Genomic DNA, 18,550 nt, shown 5'->3' on the forward strand with positions numbered 1-18,550 from the left:
AGCTGCGTCGCTTCACCACAGTGTGGCGATGGGGAAGTCCTCGAACGCACGGTCGGCGGTCACGAGGGTCAGCGACTCGCGCTCGGCCTGCGCTGCCAGCATCCGGTCGAACGGATCCTTGTGTGCAGCTTCATAGCTGCCTGCCATCAGTGCTTGCTCGTGTATGACTGGAAGATGCAAGAAGCCGTCTGCGGTGACTGACTCGCCGAAGTGTGGAACGAGGTCGCTGAATTCACCCAGCCGGTCCATCCTCGCCTTGGTTGCCATCTCCCATGCGCTCACGGCGCTCGCAAACACCAGGGTTTCTTCGTCTGAGATCGCTTCGCGGGCGACTGCTGAGAGTGACGGATGATCAGTCCACCACCACAACAACGCGTGCGTGTCAAGCAGGAGGTCGTTCATTCGCCCTCCCAAAGGGCAAGTTCATCGTCGGGCAACGGGTCGAAGAACTCGGGAGGGATCTTGATCCCGCGGAACCTGCCAGGCATCCGCCGGGATGGCGGCGGCACGTAGGGCACGAGGCGGGCGCAGGGCTTGCCGGCTCGTGCAATCACGATTTCTTCGCCTGCCTCCACCCGGCTCAACAGCTTCGAGAGATGCGTCTTGGCTTCGTGCACATTCACAACACCCGATGGTTCCATGAAATCTCAGCCCTTCCAAATGGATTTCACGTTTATGGTCTTGTCTAGCTTAGTCCAATGACTAGACTAACTCCCGAAACGCGCTATGGATCATTCTCAGAACGCGCTGTGGCGTGGTGCGCGGCCAGCGCCGCAGCCGTCGGGCAGCAGCGGTGACACACCGATCGGTGCTGTAGGTGCGCCCTTGGGCTTGCGAGATGCTTCTGGGACGGAAGCCAGCTGTCAGAGGCGGGTGATGGCGTCGCCGACCCGGACGGTGCCGGGCTGGATGACGCGGCAGTTGACGCCGCGCATGCGCAGGGCCTGGCCCTCGCCGGTGTTCACGAAACGCAGGGCGTCACTGCCGAATCGGGCTGCGTACTTGGCGCAGCCCCTGTGCGGCTTGGCCGTGACCTCCACGATGGCGTCGCCGATGCCCAGCCGGGTGCCGGCTACCAGCGTCTCGTGGCTGATGTCGAGGTCTGCGTAGATCTGGTCGCCCGCGAGCGGCCAGCGTTCGACCGGTCCGATGACGGCGGCTGCCGCACGGGCGTTCATGATGGTGAGCTGCGCGTCTGGGTGCGGACCGCCATCGGGTGATCTCGGGGAGCTGCGCTGGTTCCACGTGTCGCCCGCGACGCCTTCGGCCTCGTTGATCTCGGCCACGTCGAGCACTTCGCGGGCGTCTTCCGCTGGGCGCCGGACGATGAGCTCGATCGTGCCGCTGTCGGCAGGGGCCTCGCGAATGTGACCGAGTGCTGCGGTGAGCTCGGCTGCGCTGCGATGGCGGGTGGGATCGCTGTCCGCAGTCTCGGCGACGGTGGTGGCGTCCGCTGGTGCGTTCATCGAGAGGGTTTCCTAGCGCTCGTCGGGGATTCAGGCGCTGAAGACCAACGCCAACGCAGGATTATCGCGCTGTATCTGGCCGAGCAGAAGTGAATTCCAGCTGCAGGTCACGTGCCACGGCGTCGGGACTGCGATCGGACGGGTCGCCGTAACCGCCGCCTCCGGGGGACTCCACGATCAGGCGCCGACCTGCCGGGATCACCGAGCGTCCCTTCGCGCGCATCTCAGTTCCGTCGTCGAGCGACAGGCGACCCAGCGCACCAGGCCCGCCGCCGTGTCGACCCCGAGCAGCGAACACCGTCCGCTCATACGTCGCACTGATCGAGAAGTCGCGTCCCTGACGATTCTCGAGCTCGATGACCTGCCCCAACCCGCCACGGTGCTTTCCATGGCCGCCCGAATCGGTGCGGAACTCCTTGCGCCAGAACACCAGCGGCGTGCCGATCTCGTTGACCTCCACCGGCATGTTGCGCACCCCGCTGGGGAACGCCGTCGCCGACAACCCGTCCGCACGAGGGCGAGCGCCGGCGCCGCCGGAATGAAAGCTCATCAGGATGTACCGCTCGAGCCTGCTGCGGGCGCTCTCGCTGTCTTGCTGGCCGACGCTCGTGATCGAACGATTCGTGGTGCTGACGCCTGTGTCGGGCTCCCACATGCCAGTACCTAGCAGGTTCCACAGCGACGAGGTGCCTTCGGCCGGCACCCGCTCGGGCACGACCTGCGCCAGGCAGCCGAACACGGCGTCGGGCAGCAGCTGGCCCATGACATGGCGCACATTCACCGCCGCCGGATGCGGAGCGTTGAGGATGCAGCCCTCGGGTGCCCCAACGCGCACGGCGTCGAGCGAACCGGTGTTGTTCGGGATGTCGGGGCCGATGATGCAGCGCACGCCGAAGGACGTGTACGCGTCGGTGTAGGCCATCGGCACGTTGATGCCCCAGCCCGACTGGGGCCCGGTGCCGTCGAAGTCCACCTCGATGCCGTCATCGGCGACCGTCAGCGCGCACACGATGTCGATGTGCTGTTCCATGCCATCGACCCGCATCGTCGAATGCCACGTGCCCGACGGCAGCTCGCCGATGGCGTCGAGCATCGCCCGGTGCGATGACGTGATGATGTGGCCGGCAAGCTCGTCCAGGTCGGCCATGCCGTACTCGTCCATCATCGAGATGAGGCGGGCCGCGCCGGTCTCGTTGCAGGCGGCCAGGGAGTGGATGTCTCCGATGACCTGTACGGGGTCGCGGACGTTGGCCTCGATGATCGCCACCACGTTCGGGTCGAAGACGCCGTCGGTCGCGAACTTCAGGATCGGCAGGTACAGGCCCTCGTGGTACACCTCCTTCGAGTCAGTGGTGAAGCCTGCCCCGCCGATGTCGACGACATGGCTGGTGCAGGCAAACAGTGCCACCAGCTCGCCGTGGCGGAACGCCGGCGTGACCACGACGATGTCGAAGAGGTGCCCGGTGCCCTTCCACGGGTCATTGGTGAGGAAGATGTCGCCGGGGCGCATCTCGGCGGCCGGGAAGCGCTCCAGGAAGTGCAGCACCGAGTACGCCATCGAGTTGACATGGCCCGGCGTGCCGGTGACGGACTGGGCGAGCATCCGGCCGTGCGGGTCGAAGATGCCCGCGGAGAGATCGCCGGCCTCGCGGGTCGACGTGCTGAAGGCGGCACGCACGAGTGCCCGTGCCTGCTCCTCGGTCACCGAGATCAGGCGGTTCCACTGCACGCCGAGGCGCACAGCGTCCAGATCGACCGTGCTGGCGGCACCGCTGCGTGCCTGAGGGTTTGCGTGGGCGCCGGCGCGCTGTACGGCACCGTCCGGCACCGTCGCACTGCTGAGCCGCAGGTGCCCACCGGCAGTGACCGTCGCCACGAATCCCGCGGGCACAACCGTGGTGGTCTGGTCCTCGGTGATGAGCGCAGGTCCGACCAGCCAACTGCCCTCGCTGAGCGCGTCTCGTTCGAACGTCGCATGGTCGACTGCCCGGCCCGTGCTCGTGTCAATGACCGGCGTGGTCACCGACGATGTGACGGCCTCGGCGTTCTTTTTGAAGCGCAGCGGTGCCGCCTGGGGTCCGGGAGTGCGAACTTCGAGCAGCCAGCTCAGCACCTCGACCTCGAGATTGCCGATATGGCGGGTGTAGAGCTGCTGGTACGCCTTGGTGAACGCCGTCTGCAGCTGGGCGCGCAGTTCGGCATCGGTTGGTGCCGGGATGTCGCCGCCGTCACGACCGGCGAGCAGCCCAGCTGCGTCGATGTCGACGTTGATCTCGTGGCCCTGGCCGCGGTACCGCATGAGCGCCCGGACCCGGGTGCTGGTGGGAGCGCCAGGCGCAGCGGTGTGCACAATGCCAAGAGCCTCATCGGCCATGTCACCCAGCAGGTCAGCCAGTGCTGTCGCTGTCAGCTCGCTGACGCGGGCGTGACGGGTGCGCACCGACTCGTGGGACACCGGGGCGCGCAGGAAGCCGATCGCCGATCCGACACCGGCTCCCGCAGGGACCACGATGTCGTCGATGCCGAGCTTGGCGGCTACGCCGGCGGCGTGCAGCGGGGCGGCCCCGCCGAAGGCGATCAGCGTGCCGCGGCTGATGTCGCAGCCCTGATCGGCGGCGTGAACCCGGCCGGCGTTGGACATGTTCTCGTCCACGACCTCGGAGATGCCGATGGCAGCAACCGTGGTCTGCAGGCCGGCCGGCTCTGCCACAGCCGCAGTGACCGCCTTGGCAGCAGCCTCGGTGTCGAACGTCAGCGTGCCGCCGGCGAAGCGTTCCGGCAGGAGCCTGCCCAGCACCGCATCTGCATCGGTCACCGTGGGCTCAGTGCCGCCGCGGCCGTACGCAGCAGGACCAGGCTCGGAACCCGCGCTGGCCGGACCCACCGTGATCCGACCCAGTGCGTCCACGCTGGCGATCGATCCGCCGCCGGCGCCGATCTCCACCATCTCGATCACCGGCAGGCGCAGCGGCAGCCCGCTGCCCGGCAGGAACCGGTACTCGCGCCCGACTTCGAATTCACGACTGGTGCGGGGCTGGCCCGACTCGACGATGCAGAGCTTCGCGGTGGTGCCGCCCATGTCGAAGCTGAGCGCCCGTTCGCAGTCAAGTCCCCGAGCCAGCTCTGCGGCCAGCAGCGCCCCACCGGCGGGACCGCTCTCGATCAGCCTCACCGGGAAGCGCAGTGCTTCAGCGAGCGTCCCGAGTCCCCCGCCCGACATCATGAGAAACAGCTCGCAGCCCAGGCCGAGCTTCGTGAGTCGCCCGTCGAGGTCGGTCAAGTACCGCCGCATGAGCGGTGCGATGTACGCATTGGCGCAGGCGGTGGAGAACCGCTCGTATTCGCGGATCTCGGGGCACACCTCGGCCGACAGCGTGACGGTCGCCTCGGGCCAGCAATCCGCCAGGATCTCGGCAGTGCGCTGCTCGTGCCGGTCGTCGAGGTATGAGTGCAGGTAGCCCACCGCAACCGACGTCACGCCGTCGGCGGCAAGCTTCTCGGCAGCGTCCCGGATGGCGTCCTCATCGAGGGGCAGCAGCACGCTGCCGTCGGCCGCGAGCCGCTCGGGAATGCCGATACGCCGGTTGCGCGGCACGAGCGGCTCGGGCCGTCGCATGTACAGGTCGTACTGCTCGAACCGGTTCTCGTGGGCCATCTCGACCGAATCGCGAATGCCTTGAGTCGTGAGCAGCGCTGTGCGAGCGCCGCGACGCTCGATGAGCGCGTTGGTGGCGAGCGTCGTGCCGTGGATGAACACTTCTACGTCGGCGGGCTCCACGCCGGCGGCTGCAAGAACCGTCTGGACGCCGTCGAGCACGGCATCGGCTGGTGCTTCCGAGGTCGTCAGCACCTTCGTGGTGTGCAGCTCGCCGGGACCGCCGTCGGCGCCGACTTCGAGCGCGATGTCCGTGAAGGTGCCGCCGATGTCGGCTGCGAGCCGGGCGCGCCTGGGGGCCATCCGCCCAGCGTAGGCGCGCCGTCTGGGGCCGCCCCCTGCGCTGTGGGGGATACCGTGCAGGCGTGGCGAGCGGCGATCAGCGTGCCAGCAGGCCAGCGGCAGGGGCCGGTGCGGGACTCCGTGTCGGCATCGTGCGAGCGACGTGGAATCCCGAGATCGTGGACCGGCTGGCTGCAGGGGTGGAGAGGGGACTCCACGAGCTAGCGGCCATTCGCACCGCCGAGGTGACGGTGCCAGGGTGCTTCGAGATCCCGTTCGCGGCACAGGTGCTCGCTCGCAGCGGGCAGGTCGATGCCATCGTCGTCATCGGGGCCGTGATCCGCGGGGAGACCACCCACTACGAGCTGGTCAGCGAGGGCGCCGCACAGGGTGTGATGGCCGTTCAGCTGGAGACTGGCGTGCCGGTTGGCTTCGGCTTGGTCACGGTGGAGAACAGCGAACAGGCCGTGACCCGCAGCGAGGGCGCTGGCGGCCACAATGTCGGTGAGGACGCTGCCTATGTGGCGGTGTCGATGGCCCTGCTCGCCCGCGACTTTCCTGCCGGCTGAGCAACCGGACGCGTGCGCTACGAAGGGTCGGGGCGCATCCGCACGAGCACCTTGCCGACGGCTTCGCGTTCGTCGAGCAGCCGGTAGGCCTCGGCGCTCTGTTCGAAGGGCAGCACCTGCCCGATGGGCGGCTTCACCGCACCCGACGCGATCATGCCGAGCAGGCGTTCGTGGATGCGGGCGGGGATCGTCGGGTCGGCAGCCACGGCCTCGCCCCAGGCGGCGCCGACGAGGCTCACGTTGCGCAGCAGCAGCCGGTTGACCTTCACGGTCGGGATCTCGCCAGCCGCGAACCCGACCACGACGAGCCGTCCGAAGCGCGCCAGCGCCCGGATGCCGTCGAGGAAGCGATCGCCTCCGACCGGGTCGTAGGTCATGTCGACGCCGCGATCGCCGGTGAGTTCGCGCACCTCGTCCTTCCAAGTGTCGCTGATGAGCACGATGTGATCGGCCCCGGCCGCTCGGGCGATCTCGCCCTTGGCCTGGGTCGAAACCAGGCCAATCACGGGACCGGCACCGACTCCCTTCGCCACTTGGATGCCCGAGGTGCCCACGCCGCCCGATGCGCCCAGCACCAGCACCGATTCGCCCTCGCGCAAGCCTGCCCGGTCGATCATGCAGAACACAGCGGTCTGGTAGTTCATGACCAGAGCGGCGCCTTCTTCGAAGCTCAGCTCCGGGGGCAGGGCGAAGAGGTCGCGTGGCTTGGCCGCCACGACTTCGGCCAGGCAGCCGTTCGACCACACGCACACTCGGTCACCCGCCGCATAGCCCGAGTCGGCAGGTGCTGAGCGCACGACGCCCGCGGCCTCGATCCCCGGCCGGAAGGGCGGGTCGGGGCGGTACTGGTAGAGACCCTGGCTCTGGAGCAGGTCGGGGAACGACACGCCACCGCAGACGATGTCGACGATGACCGAGGCGCCGTCTCCATCGGCCACCGGTTCGGGAGCATTCACGACGGCGACGCCGGCTGGGCCTGTGAGGGACTGGATTTCCAATGCACGCATCGCGTCACTGTGCCACAGGAGGCGAAGCCGGGGCCCGAGCGGCCCGTGAGCGCAGCGAACAAGAGCGGGAGACGATGGGCGTCACCATGGGAGACTCCGCACGGCCGCGCACGCTCAGGACCGCGATCGGGGCCGCTGGTACTGTTGGCCGCGGACGCTGGTCAGGCGCGCCAGCGCCGATAGGGGAGAGCGATGCGGTACTACTCGTGCGACTCGCACGTAGTCGAGGCAGCCGAGATCTATGCGGGATTGACGGACAGGTTCGGCGATCGGGCACCGTTCATCAGCAAGGACTACAACGACAAGCCGGGCACCTGGCTCGTGCTTCCGGGCGGCATCCGCCCGGTCCCGGTAGGCCGCTTGGGCATCGCCGGTGCCAGCCTGTCCGACCCGGCCACCCACGCGCGGATCGAGCAGGGCTACGACGGCTTCAACCCCGGCGTCATGGACCCGACAGCACGGCTCGACGAGCAGGCCCAGGACGGCATCGTGGGCGAAGTCATGTACCCGAGCCTGTCGATGTTCACCTTCGCGATTCCCGACGACGAGGTTCGCGACGCGGCGTTCCGGAACCACAACGACTGGGTGCTCGACTACTGCTCGGTGGACCGCAACCGGCTCATCGGCGTCGGCTGCCTGCCGTTGCCCGACGTGGAGCGGGCCATCGCCGAGATCGACCGCTCGGCCCAGCTCGGCGTGCGCGGCTTCGCCATCCCCGCCCACGTCGACCCCGCCAAGCCGTACTGCCACCCCGACTTCGACCCGTTCTGGGCCCGTGCCCAGGAATTCGGCGTGCCGCTCACTATGCACATCTTCACCGGGTCCAGCCTCGAGGGCGGGATGCCCGAGCACTGGGGCACGCCGGGAGGCCACCTGAAGGGCTACACGCTCGCGCATACGACCATCGCCAACACGATCATCGATCTGATCTGCGGCGGGGTCGTCGAGCGATTCCCCGACCTGCGGTTCGTGTGCGCCGAGTACGAGACCGGCTGGGTTGGCCACTTCAAACAGCGCCTCGACCATGCGGCGTATCGCACACCCTGGGAGGTGTCCGACGAGCTCACCATGAAGCCCTCGGAGTACTTCGACCGGAACTTCTGGGTCACCTTCGAGGACGACGTGGAAGGCGTCGCGACGCGGCATTCGATCGGCGTCGGCAATCTGCTCTGGGGCAACGACTACCCGCACCACGACTCGATCTGGCCGAACTCGCGGCCGATCCTCGACGAGATCCTCTCGGGCGTTCCCGACGACGAGAAGGAACAGATGGTCTGGAGCAACGTGCTCGAGCTCTACGACCTCGACCCGGACTCGCTTCCCGCAGCCGCCTAGATCTCTGCAGCGCGGTGCCTGCTGCTCGCAGCTGCGCCGCTGTGCTTGCTGCTCGCCGCCTACGCGGCGACGAGGGGCTCCAGGTGAGCGCGGATGGCCTTGGCGACTCGTTCGCCGTTCTCCATCGGGCCAAAGTGGCTCAGCTCAGCGAACGCCTCCAGGCGACCGTTGCCGAGGGCTTCGGCAATGGGCTGCGCGACCTGCGGCGGGATCGTGTTCCACATAGCGGGGGAGTCGCCGCGTGCGACGACCGTCGGGCAGGTCACGGCACCGAAGGTGCTGTAGTCCACAGGCTCGCCTGACTCGTAGATGCGGGCCTCGGTGTCACCCGAGCATGACAGCCGCACTGCGTCATCGCCCGAGGGATAGGTGCCGATCTCGACATAGGCCCTGACTGCGGCGGGCTCGCAGTGCGAGAAGGGCGGCTTGGAAACGAACCGCTCGTAGGCCTCGTCGACCGTTGCGAACCGGATGCGCCTCCGTCTCGATGCCACCACCAGCTCGTGATCGGAATCGGGCATGGGGAAACCGTCGGGGACCAGCACGGGCTCGTAGAGGTACAGGCCCCGGTAGGTGCCCGGGTGATTCAGCTCGGCCAGCAGCAAGCTGGCGGCGCCCAGCGAATGACCGACAGCCAGCATCGGCTCGCCGCCGAGTGCGTTCACCGCGCTCTGCACTTCTTCGACGAAGTGTGACCGCTCCACGGACATCCCGTCATGCTGTGGCCGCGAAGCCCCGTGGCCGCGAAAGTCCAGCCCCCAGCACCGGAACGTGTCCTGCAGGTGCGGCACCACGGTGGCCCACATGCCGGCGTTGAGGCCGTTGCCATGCGTCATGAGCAGCGGCGTTCCGTGGCCGCCGAGATCGTGGAGCACGGCGTGCTCGCCGTCAGAGGTGGTCAGGCGCATCATCGCCGCCGCACGATAGTGCAGCGCTGCGCCGCACTCGCGGGTCGCCTCGGCCGCGGGAGCATCGTTGCGGCAGACTGGCGCCATGGCGAACTTCACACGTGGCTCCGTGGACATCCACTACGACGACTACGGCTCGGGCTTCCCCCTGTTGCTGATCGCTCCGGGAGGGATGCGCTCGGCGGCGTCCTTCTGGGAGCACACACCGTGGAACCCCGTCACCCAGCTGTCCGACCGCTACCGGGTGATCGCGATGGACCAGCGCAACGCCGGACGCTCCACGGCACCCATCTCCGCCGATGATGGCTGGGCCACCTACACGGCCGACCAGTTGGCGCTCATGGACCATCTCGGCTGCGAGCAGTTCCACCTGGCGGGCATGTGCATCGGCGGCCCGTACATCATGGGGTTGATCCAGGCAGCACCCGAGAGGGTCGCCAGCGCCACGCTGTTCCAGACCATCGGGCTCGACGAGAACCGTCACGCCTTCTACGACATGTTCGACGACTGGGCGCAAGCGATCCGCGACGACCATCCCGAGGCGGACGATGCAGCTTGGAATCGGTTCCGCTCCAACATGTACGACGGCGACAACTTCCTGTTCAACGTGGACCGGGACTTCGTTGCGACCGTCCAGACGCCGCTCTTGGTGCTGCTCGGCAACGACCTGTACCACCCCGAGTCGTCGTCTCGGATTGTTCACGAGGCCGCACCCAACTCCACGATGATCGAGGACTGGATGGACGGCAGCGGCAGAACAGCCGCGATGGAACAGTTCGCCGCCTTCCTGGCCGCACACACCCCCTGACGTAGCAGTGAGCTGCCATGGCATATCCCGCAGTGTCCGGCACGTCGTCGGCTCGGCCAGCAGCCCGCATCACAGCGAGCCCAACCCGAGGACTGCTGGATGGTCACCTATCGGCGCGGCCTCTAAGCGGGACGAGCTGGGGTGATTCGACGGTTGAGCCAGTTTCGCCCTGTCAGGAAGGCGGTGATGTGTCTCCGCCGCCAATGTTCTCTTGTCGTTCCTTCCTCACTTCGATGAGACGTTCGACGTACTGCTGTCGGGCATTCTGACGACCGACGCCCCAGATTGTGGCGGCCGTCACAACGCAAACCAATACAACGCCCCAGCTCAGGGCGCTGCCCGAGACGTTGAGAGCATCTGCGATTGCGTTGTCAGCGGCCCGCAACAAGAGAGATGCTGCAATGCCGAGCGTCAATCCGAGGTAGATGAGCTTCTGCCTGCGCGGGTTCTGCCGCGAACGGCTGTGAGGAAGCTGATGAAGTGGCGACCCATCCGGCCAGGTGGCGTTCAGTGGCGGGCGCGGAAGTCCCTTGAACGGTCCGCTCATGAAATGCGTGAGGGCTGACTTGCTGCGACTTCGCATAGCGGATGCTCTCGGCCCCTGTCCTCTCTCGTTGCCGGATGTAGATGGCACCTTAGAGGTCGCGCCGATAGGCGACCATCGACCAGTCGTCGGGTTGGGTTCACTGTGATGCGGGTTGCTGATCGAACCGAGGACGTGGTGGAGGTGCCTGTTCATCACGCGCGCTCTGACGAAGGCTGTGGTGGATGTGATCTGGGCGGCGGTCGAGCCGCTGCTGCTGGGGCCGCCCGACGATCACCCGTTGGGCTGTCATCGGCTCCGCGTCAGCGACCGGCTGTGCCTGCCGGGGATCGTCTGGCGGCTGGTGCTGGGCTGCTCGTGTGCCTCGGTGGAGACCTTGCTGGACAACCGGGTGTCGAACACGACGCTGCGCCGCCGCGACGAGTGGGTCGCCGCTGGGGTGTCCGACCACATAGCTGCCGAAGCGCTCACCGCCTAGGACCGGATCATGGGCCTGCGGCTCGATGACCTGTGCATCGACGGGTCGATCGACAAAGCCACCTGCGGAGGCGAACGGACCGGCAAGAGGCCCTGTTGATCGGCGCAAACTGGGCTGGAAGACCTCGATAGCGGTCGACGGATCAGGGATCCCGGTCGGGTGGGCCGCCGACTGCGCGAACCGCAACGACATCACCCTGCTCGACCCCACCGCGGACCAGATCGTCGCACGCGGCCTCCACCACGACGTCGACACCGTTCACCTCGACCGCGGCTACTCGGGCGCCCGCGTCGACGACACAGCCACAGCGGCAGGCATCACCGACCTGGTGCGGCCCCCAAGACGCAAGCCCCGGCGACGGCTCTGCTGAGCCCGAACCGGCGCGGCTAGGACTGCGCAGCAGCGTCGAGCGCACCAACTCATGGCTCTCCAACTACGGCCAGCTCCGCCGAGATACCGACCGCAGACCCGAGCGCCGGCTCGCCCAGATCGCCCTCGCCCTTGCCCTGATCATCACCATCAAACTCATCGACCACCGAAACCGCTGGCAACTCCGATGACCCACCTATCGGCGCACGCTCCTAATCCGGCTGGAGGGGCGAATCGAAGTGGCTGCCGTCAACGGCACTTTCATTGACGAGGTGGCCGCATAAGCGCGCGTCTCGGCCGAGATGACTGACGCAGCGGCGGTACCCTACCGACGCCTTCAATCGGTCGAGAGGGCACAGACATGACGGCGATGCCATTTCCATGCGCGAGTGCTAGGGCTTCGACAGCAAGTGCACTGCTGGACATGTGACACGGCAACCGACGCCGATGTGTCTACGGACCCACCCAAGGGAGAAAGTACAAGTTCGTCAGAAGGTTGATGAGAACCAGCACGTCCGCCGTATCCGACGACCGGCTGCTCGGATGCGGGATCTCCGTACAGCTTGACCTGCTGACCCGCGTGCAGCTCCTGAACGATGGCATCCTCCATGGACCCTCTGAAGTATGACGCGCCCCTAGTGACATGCATGGCCTCACGCGCCAGCCAGGAGTTCGGTCGAGGCACTTGCGGCTGTCGATGTGGCATCCGGAACAGCAAGTGGAAGGAATAGCCAGTCTCCTGCAACGCCGTGCGCAGCAGCTTGAGCAGGTTGCGCACGGAGTTGATGCCAGTGCTCGAGTAGCCGTCGACTGCGAGACCCTGACAAGGCCAACGTAGAGATTGAGGCGACGCTTCTTTATGCGTCACGGGTGTTATGACCCTTTGAGCAGTACCTTGCGCGCATGACTTCCGCAGGTAGCACAGACAGTTCCCAGGGTGCCGAACACCGGCTGAACGGCAAAGTGGCGGTGGTCACCGGAGCGAGCCGGGGCATCGGCGAAGCGAGCGCACGAGCGCTGGATGCCGCGGGTGCTCGGGTGGTGCTGACCGGTCGTACGACGGCAGATCTCGAGCGCGTCGCAGCGGAACTGACGCATGATCCGGTCATCCTGACGGCCGATCTGGCGCCGGCTGGTGCGGGCACCGATTTGGCCCGGCGAATCCTCGGCGAAGTCGACGGCGTGGATGTACTGGTCAACAACGCCGGCATCCCGATGCGGCGCACGCCGGCTCAGCTCACTGAGGACGATTTCGACTTGGTGTTCTCGATCAATGTGCGGTCGCTGGTCATGCTGAGCGTCGGGCTGGCACCGTCGATGATCGCTCGCGGTGGGGGATCGGTGATCAACATCAGCTCGGTCGCCGGTGTGCACGGTCCGCTGGGCCGCGTCGCCTATGCCGGCACCAAGGGTGCTGTCGACGCCATGACCCGAGCGCTCGCAGCGGACTGGGGTCCCGACGGCATCCGGGTTAATTCCATCGCACCAGGACTGATTGCGACCGCCATCTGGGAGGATGCGCGCAACAACGTGCCGGGCCTCATCGAGGATCTTGCCGGGCAGATTGCGCTCAAGCGCTGGGGTTTCGGCAACGACATCGCCGACGTGGTGCTGTTCTTTGCGTCGGATGCATCCCGCTACGTGACCGGCGAGACGCTGGTGGTGGACGGCGGGCTGGCCCGCGTGACGGCATCGGCCGCCCCACCGGCACTGCCCGAGCTTGAGGACTGAGCAGCGTTCCGGACGCGCGAAGGGCGCCGGACCGCAGTCCGGCGCCCTCCGATGTGCGCCTGAGCCGTCAGCCCTGCCGGGCTGGGGCTGCGTTCAGTTGTTTACGCAGCGGCGCGTGCTGCGTCGAGCCAGGCGTCAACCGTGGCCCGGTTGTTGGCGATCCAGTCAGTCGCGAGATCGCCCGGGGCAGCGCCTTCGCCCTGCTCCACGTTGGCCAGCGACACCTCGATCACCGACAGCTTCACTGCTTCGAGCAGTGCGGCAGCGGCCGGGTTGGCAGCGAGGAAATCGTTGTTGGCGGTAACCAGGATGTCAGCGGCAATCCAGCCGATCGGGCACAGCCCGTCAGCATTGTCCGCCGCTGACGGACACTGGTCGGGACCGATGGCTGCGTAGCCGCCGGAGCCGTCCTCGCCGCGCTGCGAGTGCTCTTCGCCGCCCTCTTGGTTGGCCGGGTTGGAGTCGTCGAGAATGTCGTCAACACCCATCCAGTACACATTGTCGCCCGGGCGCAACTGGGTGATGTACGCCGAGGGTGTCCACGTGTAGGCCACCATTGGCACATTCTCGTTGGCGCTGTCCACAGCTTGGGCGAACATGGCGTCGTAGCCAGCAATCGTCTGCTGGATATTGTCCCAACCGCTAAATGCAATCTGGTTGGTGATGATGTTGTCGCAGGTCCACGACTCCGGGCAGCCGAAGATGTCGGCGATGCCGTTGCCTGGCACGGGGTCGCTCGCATCGAAGGCAGCGATGGCGTCAGGGTTGTTGTTCAGCGCGTCCATGGTGTAGACGCCGAACTCGTCAGCGAACGATTTGGTCACCAGGAAGCCCTGCAACCCGCCGGCGATCATCTCTTCGCCTAGCACCGTCAGGTGGTCGCCGACGAGTGAACCGTCGGTCAGCTCACCGGCAAGCCAAGCAAGGTGCCCCGGGTACCAACTGTTGGCCCAGAAGTCCATCTGGCCCTGTGCCATGGCGACATAAGCGTTGTTCGGTCCCAGCTCGAGCTCAGCAGGATCGGTGACTTCGTAGCCCAATTCCTCAAGTAGCTGGCGGTAGAGCTCCGCCTGGAAGTAGCCGGTGCTCCAGTTTGCACGGCCCATGGTGACGGTGACGCCCTCGCCAGGCGTCATCGACATCTCTTCTTCCATCGGCTCTTCTTCGACCATTGCTTCAGTCGTAGCGGCGGGAGCCTCGGTCTCGGCAGTTTCCGTGGCATCGCCGTCACCGTCGTCGCCGCACGCTGCAGCGAACAAAGCGAAGGCTGCTAGTAGCAACAGCAGCTTGGTCAATCGTCTTGTTTTCATCTCGGAGATCCTCCCTGATCTGCGACAGATTGCGTCACGCGGCGCATCGTGCTGCGACCACGCATGTGCGGCGCCGTTCGCCCGGCTCGACGAGGGCTCCTTGCGCAGCAGCGTAGTCGGGTCATATGCGCGCCTAACACCCTAGACCGCGCATACATGTTCGGAGTGCTTTGCGCAGCACGAAACGGTGACTAGCCCGTGTTGGCGGGAATATCGCCGTAGATCTTGTTCCGCTCGAATTCCGACAGCGTTCCTCTGGCAGTCGCGAAGATGGTCACGCCGGCTGCCATGACGAGCGCCACGCCGACGCCGGTAACGAGGTTTGTGTCCGCGACGCGTGTGATCGAAAGGATCCACGCCAGCGATACGGCAGTGATGCCGGCGCCAGCCGCTCCCACCAGTGCGCTCCAGCGGTACCTGCGCGTCTCGTCGATGCCCGCCAACCCGATCGCTGGCGCGCTCATGGCGACCGCGGCGAGCCCTGCGATCAACAGCCAGATGCCGATGCCTGCGCCCTCTTCTTCGAAGCCGTCGTGAATGACGTCGCGTGTTCTTTGCGCTGTCGAGATTGCGCTGGCCAGCTCAGCCGAGGCCGCGGTTTCCTCCCTCTGCGCCTCGGTGACGATTCTGCGCAATTCCTCCTCGCGTTGGAGATCGCCAGCCTCTGCCGCCTCGTCCGCAGCGATGCGGGCTGCTGCGGCGCGTTGAGCGGCTTCCCGGCCGCTGGTCTCGATCTGCTCGATCTGGGCGGCCAGGTCGTCGTCGATCACTCGCTCGATGCGCGTGTCGAAGCTCCAGCCCGAGTAGCCGCCCATCACCAGCAGTGCCACAGCAAACATCGCTCCGAACATGCGGCCCCAACTCACCGTTGCTGGCAACGGGGTGCGAGCGGTCATCGGCGCGCGCCACAACCAGGAGACGGCGCCGACGATGGCGATGAGCGCTCCAGCCACCGCCACATACACACCAACGCCCCTGCTGAAGATGCCGAGAGCCGCGATGTCGTTCGCGGGGCGTGCAAACAGATGCGCGATGGCCACGACTGCGGACGCGGCAGAAAATACGACGGCGCCGTGACTCGACATCCAGCGCGACCCTTCGCCGGGTCGTCGCAGCGTTCGTGCAGCAGCGATCAGCGAGAACGCCGACAAAACGCCGATGGTGATGCCGAACCACGAGCCGCCAGAGGCGGATATGCCGTTGAAGCTGTTCGAGGTAAACGACGTGCTACCGGTGTCGCAGATCAGCTCGGTGCCGTTCGCTGCCAGCGGGTCGAGCTCGCGTGCTTCCACCCAGTTGCCGGCGCATTCCTCGGTTCGCAGATCGACATCGACAGAGCGGGCGTAACCCGATATCAAGCCGGCGTTGATGTTCCAGGGCAGCAGCAGCGAGATGAGCACCACCAGCGAGCCCACGGCGGTCACCATCACGGCGGTCCGCTCGCGACCGCTTGTCTCCACGAATGCCTCATCGGGATCGGGCGACTCAGCACCCCTCTGAGCGTCCGGTGAGTCGTCGGCTTCGACGAGCAGCTCTTCGGGCGTTCTGCGGTGCCGCCATGCCTGCGCAATCCGGCTCAAAAGGTTGCCGCTGTCGCCTGCCTCGGGCTGGCTGAGCCGGTCCAGCACCACTGCCACCAGGAAGAACGCGAGGCCGCCAGCACCCGCTTGGGCAGCGTCGCTATTGGAGATGGCCTGCAAGAGCAATCGACCCAGCCCACCCACGCCAGCAATGGCGGCCACGCCCAGCATGGAGATCGCCAACAGCAGCGTCTGGTTGAGCCCGGTCATGATCGCCGGGCGTGCGAGCGGCAATTGCACGTCGGTGAGGACGCGCCACTCGGGGGCGCCGTAGGCACGTGACGCCTCCACGACATCTTCGGGCACTTGCCTGATTCCCAGGTTCGTGAGACGGATCAGTGGCGGCAAGGCGAACGTCATGGTGAGCATCGTGCCGGTGACATTGCCGACGCCGAAGAAGAAGACGAACGGCAGCATGTAGACGAACGAATGGACCACTTGCATGGCATCCAGCACCGGCCGTACCACGTTCCAAGCTGCGTCGACTCGACCGCACAGGACGCCGATGGGTATGCCGATGACCACGCACAGCAAGACGGACACGCCGATGAAACCGAGCGTCAGCGCCGTTTCCCGCCAGTAGGCCTCTCCCAGCAGGCCGCAGATGAGCAGTCCGGTGAACGCCATGAGGCCGACTTGGAGATTGCGGAAGAACCAGCCGAGCAAGAAGATCGCGATGCAGATCGTGAGCCACGACATGCTCAGGAGCCATTGGTTCACGATGATGTTGGTCAAGGTCCGGAACGGCCACTCGACGATCTCGAGGGTGGCCTTCATGTTGTTGTTTACCCAGAACACCGACTGCTCGAACCACTCGCCGAAGGAGATCTGCCAGTTGTCGAGCACGGTGCTTTGCCGAACTTGTGCGATGACACTCGACGAGCAGTTCACAAACTCGCCCTCGGCGTCGACGACGGCGTCCCGGCACTCGATGGCCTCGCCGTTAACCCGGTATCTGCGCACCCCGGAGGCGACCATCTGCTCGGGCGTGCTGCGGTACCACAACGCGAAAATCAGCCCGACCAAGCCGCCAGCCGCCAGCCCGTATCGGCGCTTCCACGCTCCGACCCCCAGCAGCAGCAACGGGACAGCGAAGATCGCTACGAAGAACCCCCACTCGATCACGGTCGCTGTCCAGTCGGCGATTCGATCACCCGCCTCGGGGCTGGTCACGGTGTCGATGAACTGGTCGATGAAGTGGCCCGAATCGTCTGCTACGTCGCCGTCGGCCTGGGCGAGGAGCACGGCGGCGCTCACATGAACACCTCCCGCTCGAAGCCTTCTATGAGCCCTTCGACCCGGCCCATCTCCTCCATGATCAAGCGGGGATCGACGTTGCCGATGAGCTTGCCGTCATCGTCGATGACTGCGATGGACAGGCCGCGGCCCGCCGCCGCGTACAGCTCATTGAGGGTGGCGTCGGGCCCGCATTTGTCGAAGTCGGTTCGCAGCGCCTTGGCGAGGTCGTTGCTGCCCATGCTTCGAGCTCGCAAGCCGTCGGCGGCGGTCAGCAGCGAGATCGGCTTGCCCGACGCATCGCAGCAGAACCGGCCGGCGATGTCCTGGCAGAGCGTGAGTGCATCGCTGAGTGACATGTCGGAAGGGATCGGCCGGGGCTCGCTCATGACTTCGTGTGCCTTGATCACCCGTCCCTGATCGACGTCTTGGACGAATTCGGCCACGTAGCCGGTGGCGGGTTCGGTCAGGATCTCCTCGGGCGTGCCGATCTGAACGACAGCGCCGTCCTTCATGATGCAGACTCGGTCGCCGATGCGCAGAGCCTCGTTGAGGTCGTGGGTGATGAACAGGATCGTCTTGTGGACTTCGGCTTGGATTTCCATCATCTCGTCTTGCATCTGGCGCCGGATGAGGGGGTCGAGCGCGCTGAACGCCTCGTCCATGAGGAGGATGTCTGGATCCGAGGCCAGTGCTCGAGCGAGTCCGACACGCTGCTGCATGCCGCCGGAGAGCTGCGCGGGCCGATGATCGGCGAATGAGGCGAGCCCCACCAGCGATAGCGCCCGCATGGAGGCGTCGTTTCGCATGGTGCGGTCGACCTTCTGCACCTTGAGTCCGTAGCCGACGTTGTCGATCACGCTGCGGTGCGGGAAGAGGGCGAAATGCTGGAAGACCATGCCCATCTTCTCGCGGCGGAACTCTTGCAGGTCGGTGCCGTCGAGCTTCTGCACGTCGACGCCGTCCACGAGCACCTCGCCGTGAGTGACGTCGTGCAGCTTGTTGACCATCCGGATCGCCGTCGACTTGCCCGAGCCGGAGAGGCCCATCACGACAAAGATCTCGCCGCGGTTGACAGAGAAGTTGACGTCGGTGAGCCCGACAACATGACCCGAGAGCCGTTGCACATCGTTCTTGGGCACGCCTGAACGGGCGAGCTCGAACGCACGGCCCCTGGGCTGCGGCCCGAAGATTTTGTACACCTCGCTGAGGCGGATGATCTCGTCGCCCTCAGCAGCGCCATTGCCCAGGTTGTTGGCGTCGTCGCTCATG

Annotated in this window: 16 protein-coding genes; 6 read left to right on the forward strand and 10 right to left on the reverse strand. The window is 66.2% G+C overall.

Annotation, left to right across the window (positions count from 1 at the left end; all coding sequences use genetic code 11):
* Nucleotides 1–12: 12 nt before the first annotated feature.
* From ACOGI5_RS11565 to ACOGI5_RS11580, 4 genes are all read right to left on the reverse strand, one after another.
* Entirely contained in the window at nucleotides 13–402 is a 390-nt protein-coding gene (locus ACOGI5_RS11565) for a type II toxin-antitoxin system VapC family toxin (protein WP_419864568.1), read from the reverse strand.
* A complete protein-coding gene (locus tag ACOGI5_RS11570) occupies nucleotides 399–641 on the reverse strand; it encodes a type II toxin-antitoxin system Phd/YefM family antitoxin (RefSeq protein ID WP_419864569.1) in 243 nt (80 codons plus the stop codon). Before ACOGI5_RS11570 ends, ACOGI5_RS11565 begins: the two co-directional genes overlap by 4 nt.
* Before the next feature lie 222 nt (nucleotides 642–863).
* Entirely contained in the window at nucleotides 864–1,466 is a 603-nt protein-coding gene (locus ACOGI5_RS11575; RefSeq protein WP_419864570.1) for an MOSC domain-containing protein, read from the reverse strand.
* A gap of 61 nt (nucleotides 1,467–1,527) precedes the next feature.
* Nucleotides 1,528–5,424 carry a hydantoinase B/oxoprolinase family protein gene (locus ACOGI5_RS11580; RefSeq protein WP_419864571.1) on the reverse strand — a complete coding sequence of 1,299 codons (3,897 nt, stop codon included), beginning with the start codon at nucleotides 5,422–5,424 and terminating at the stop codon, nucleotides 1,528–1,530.
* Between the two features lie 62 nt (nucleotides 5,425–5,486).
* On the opposite strand from ACOGI5_RS11580, the gene ribH reads away from it, so the two are divergent.
* On the forward strand, nucleotides 5,487–5,972 hold the full coding sequence (ribH, locus tag ACOGI5_RS11585; RefSeq protein ID WP_419864572.1) for a 6,7-dimethyl-8-ribityllumazine synthase: 486 nt from the start codon (nucleotides 5,487–5,489) through the stop codon (nucleotides 5,970–5,972).
* Between the two features lie 17 nt (nucleotides 5,973–5,989).
* Here ribH and ACOGI5_RS11590 read toward each other — a convergent pair whose 3' ends face one another.
* Nucleotides 5,990–6,979, reverse strand: coding sequence for an NADPH:quinone oxidoreductase family protein (locus ACOGI5_RS11590; protein WP_419864573.1), 990 nt, complete (start codon nucleotides 6,977–6,979; stop codon nucleotides 5,990–5,992).
* Nucleotides 6,980–7,171: 192 nt separating this feature from the next.
* Here ACOGI5_RS11590 and ACOGI5_RS11595 point away from each other — a divergent pair, with 192 nt between their 5' ends.
* A complete protein-coding gene (locus ACOGI5_RS11595; RefSeq protein ID WP_419864574.1) occupies nucleotides 7,172–8,314 on the forward strand; it encodes an amidohydrolase family protein in 1,143 nt (380 codons plus the stop codon).
* A gap of 59 nt (nucleotides 8,315–8,373) precedes the next feature.
* Here the strand turns inward: ACOGI5_RS11595 and ACOGI5_RS11600 are convergent, their stop codons facing one another.
* Nucleotides 8,374–9,321: an alpha/beta fold hydrolase gene (locus ACOGI5_RS11600; RefSeq protein WP_419864575.1), complete on the reverse strand. Its 948-nt coding sequence runs from the start codon at nucleotides 9,319–9,321 to the stop codon at nucleotides 8,374–8,376.
* Between ACOGI5_RS11600 and ACOGI5_RS11605 the strand changes: the two genes are divergently transcribed.
* Nucleotides 9,308–10,030: an alpha/beta fold hydrolase gene (locus ACOGI5_RS11605; protein ID WP_419864576.1), complete on the forward strand. Its 723-nt coding sequence runs from the start codon at nucleotides 9,308–9,310 to the stop codon at nucleotides 10,028–10,030. The two genes, ACOGI5_RS11600 and ACOGI5_RS11605, sit on opposite strands and share 14 nt — an antisense overlap.
* A gap of 172 nt (nucleotides 10,031–10,202) precedes the next feature.
* Here the strand turns inward: ACOGI5_RS11605 and ACOGI5_RS11610 are convergent, their stop codons facing one another.
* On the reverse strand, nucleotides 10,203–10,577 hold the full coding sequence (locus tag ACOGI5_RS11610) for a hypothetical protein (protein WP_419864577.1): 375 nt from the start codon (nucleotides 10,575–10,577) through the stop codon (nucleotides 10,203–10,205).
* 217 nt (nucleotides 10,578–10,794) lie between these two features.
* Here ACOGI5_RS11610 and ACOGI5_RS11615 point away from each other — a divergent pair, with 217 nt between their 5' ends.
* From ACOGI5_RS11615 to ACOGI5_RS11625, 3 genes are all read left to right on the forward strand, one after another.
* The gene (locus ACOGI5_RS11615; RefSeq protein ID WP_419864578.1) at nucleotides 10,795–11,052 is read left to right on the forward strand and encodes a hypothetical protein; all 258 of its coding nucleotides are present in this window, start codon (nucleotides 10,795–10,797) and stop codon (nucleotides 11,050–11,052) included.
* 25 nt (nucleotides 11,053–11,077) lie between these two features.
* Complete coding sequence (locus ACOGI5_RS11620) at nucleotides 11,078–11,422, forward strand: transposase (RefSeq protein ID WP_419864579.1); 345 nt, start codon at nucleotides 11,078–11,080, stop codon at nucleotides 11,420–11,422.
* A 902-nt stretch (nucleotides 11,423–12,324) separates the two neighbouring features.
* Nucleotides 12,325–13,152: an SDR family NAD(P)-dependent oxidoreductase gene (locus tag ACOGI5_RS11625; protein WP_419864580.1), complete on the forward strand. Its 828-nt coding sequence runs from the start codon at nucleotides 12,325–12,327 to the stop codon at nucleotides 13,150–13,152.
* A 101-nt stretch (nucleotides 13,153–13,253) separates the two neighbouring features.
* Here ACOGI5_RS11625 and ACOGI5_RS11630 read toward each other — a convergent pair whose 3' ends face one another.
* From ACOGI5_RS11630 to ACOGI5_RS11640, 3 genes are all read right to left on the reverse strand, one after another.
* On the reverse strand, nucleotides 13,254–14,462 hold the full coding sequence (locus ACOGI5_RS11630) for a glycine betaine ABC transporter substrate-binding protein (protein ID WP_419864581.1): 1,209 nt from the start codon (nucleotides 14,460–14,462) through the stop codon (nucleotides 13,254–13,256).
* Nucleotides 14,463–14,653: 191 nt separating this feature from the next.
* A complete protein-coding gene (locus ACOGI5_RS11635; RefSeq protein ID WP_419864582.1) occupies nucleotides 14,654–17,299 on the reverse strand; it encodes an ABC transporter permease in 2,646 nt (881 codons plus the stop codon).
* Complete coding sequence (locus ACOGI5_RS11640) at nucleotides 17,296–18,549, reverse strand: quaternary amine ABC transporter ATP-binding protein (RefSeq protein WP_419864583.1); 1,254 nt, start codon at nucleotides 18,547–18,549, stop codon at nucleotides 17,296–17,298. Before ACOGI5_RS11640 ends, ACOGI5_RS11635 begins: the two co-directional genes overlap by 4 nt.
* Between the last annotated feature and the right edge of the window lies 1 nt (nucleotide 18,550).

It is taken from the genome of Candidatus Poriferisodalis sp. (assembly GCF_965208925.1).
Lineage (GTDB): Bacteria > Actinomycetota > Acidimicrobiia > Acidimicrobiales > Poriferisodalaceae > Poriferisodalis.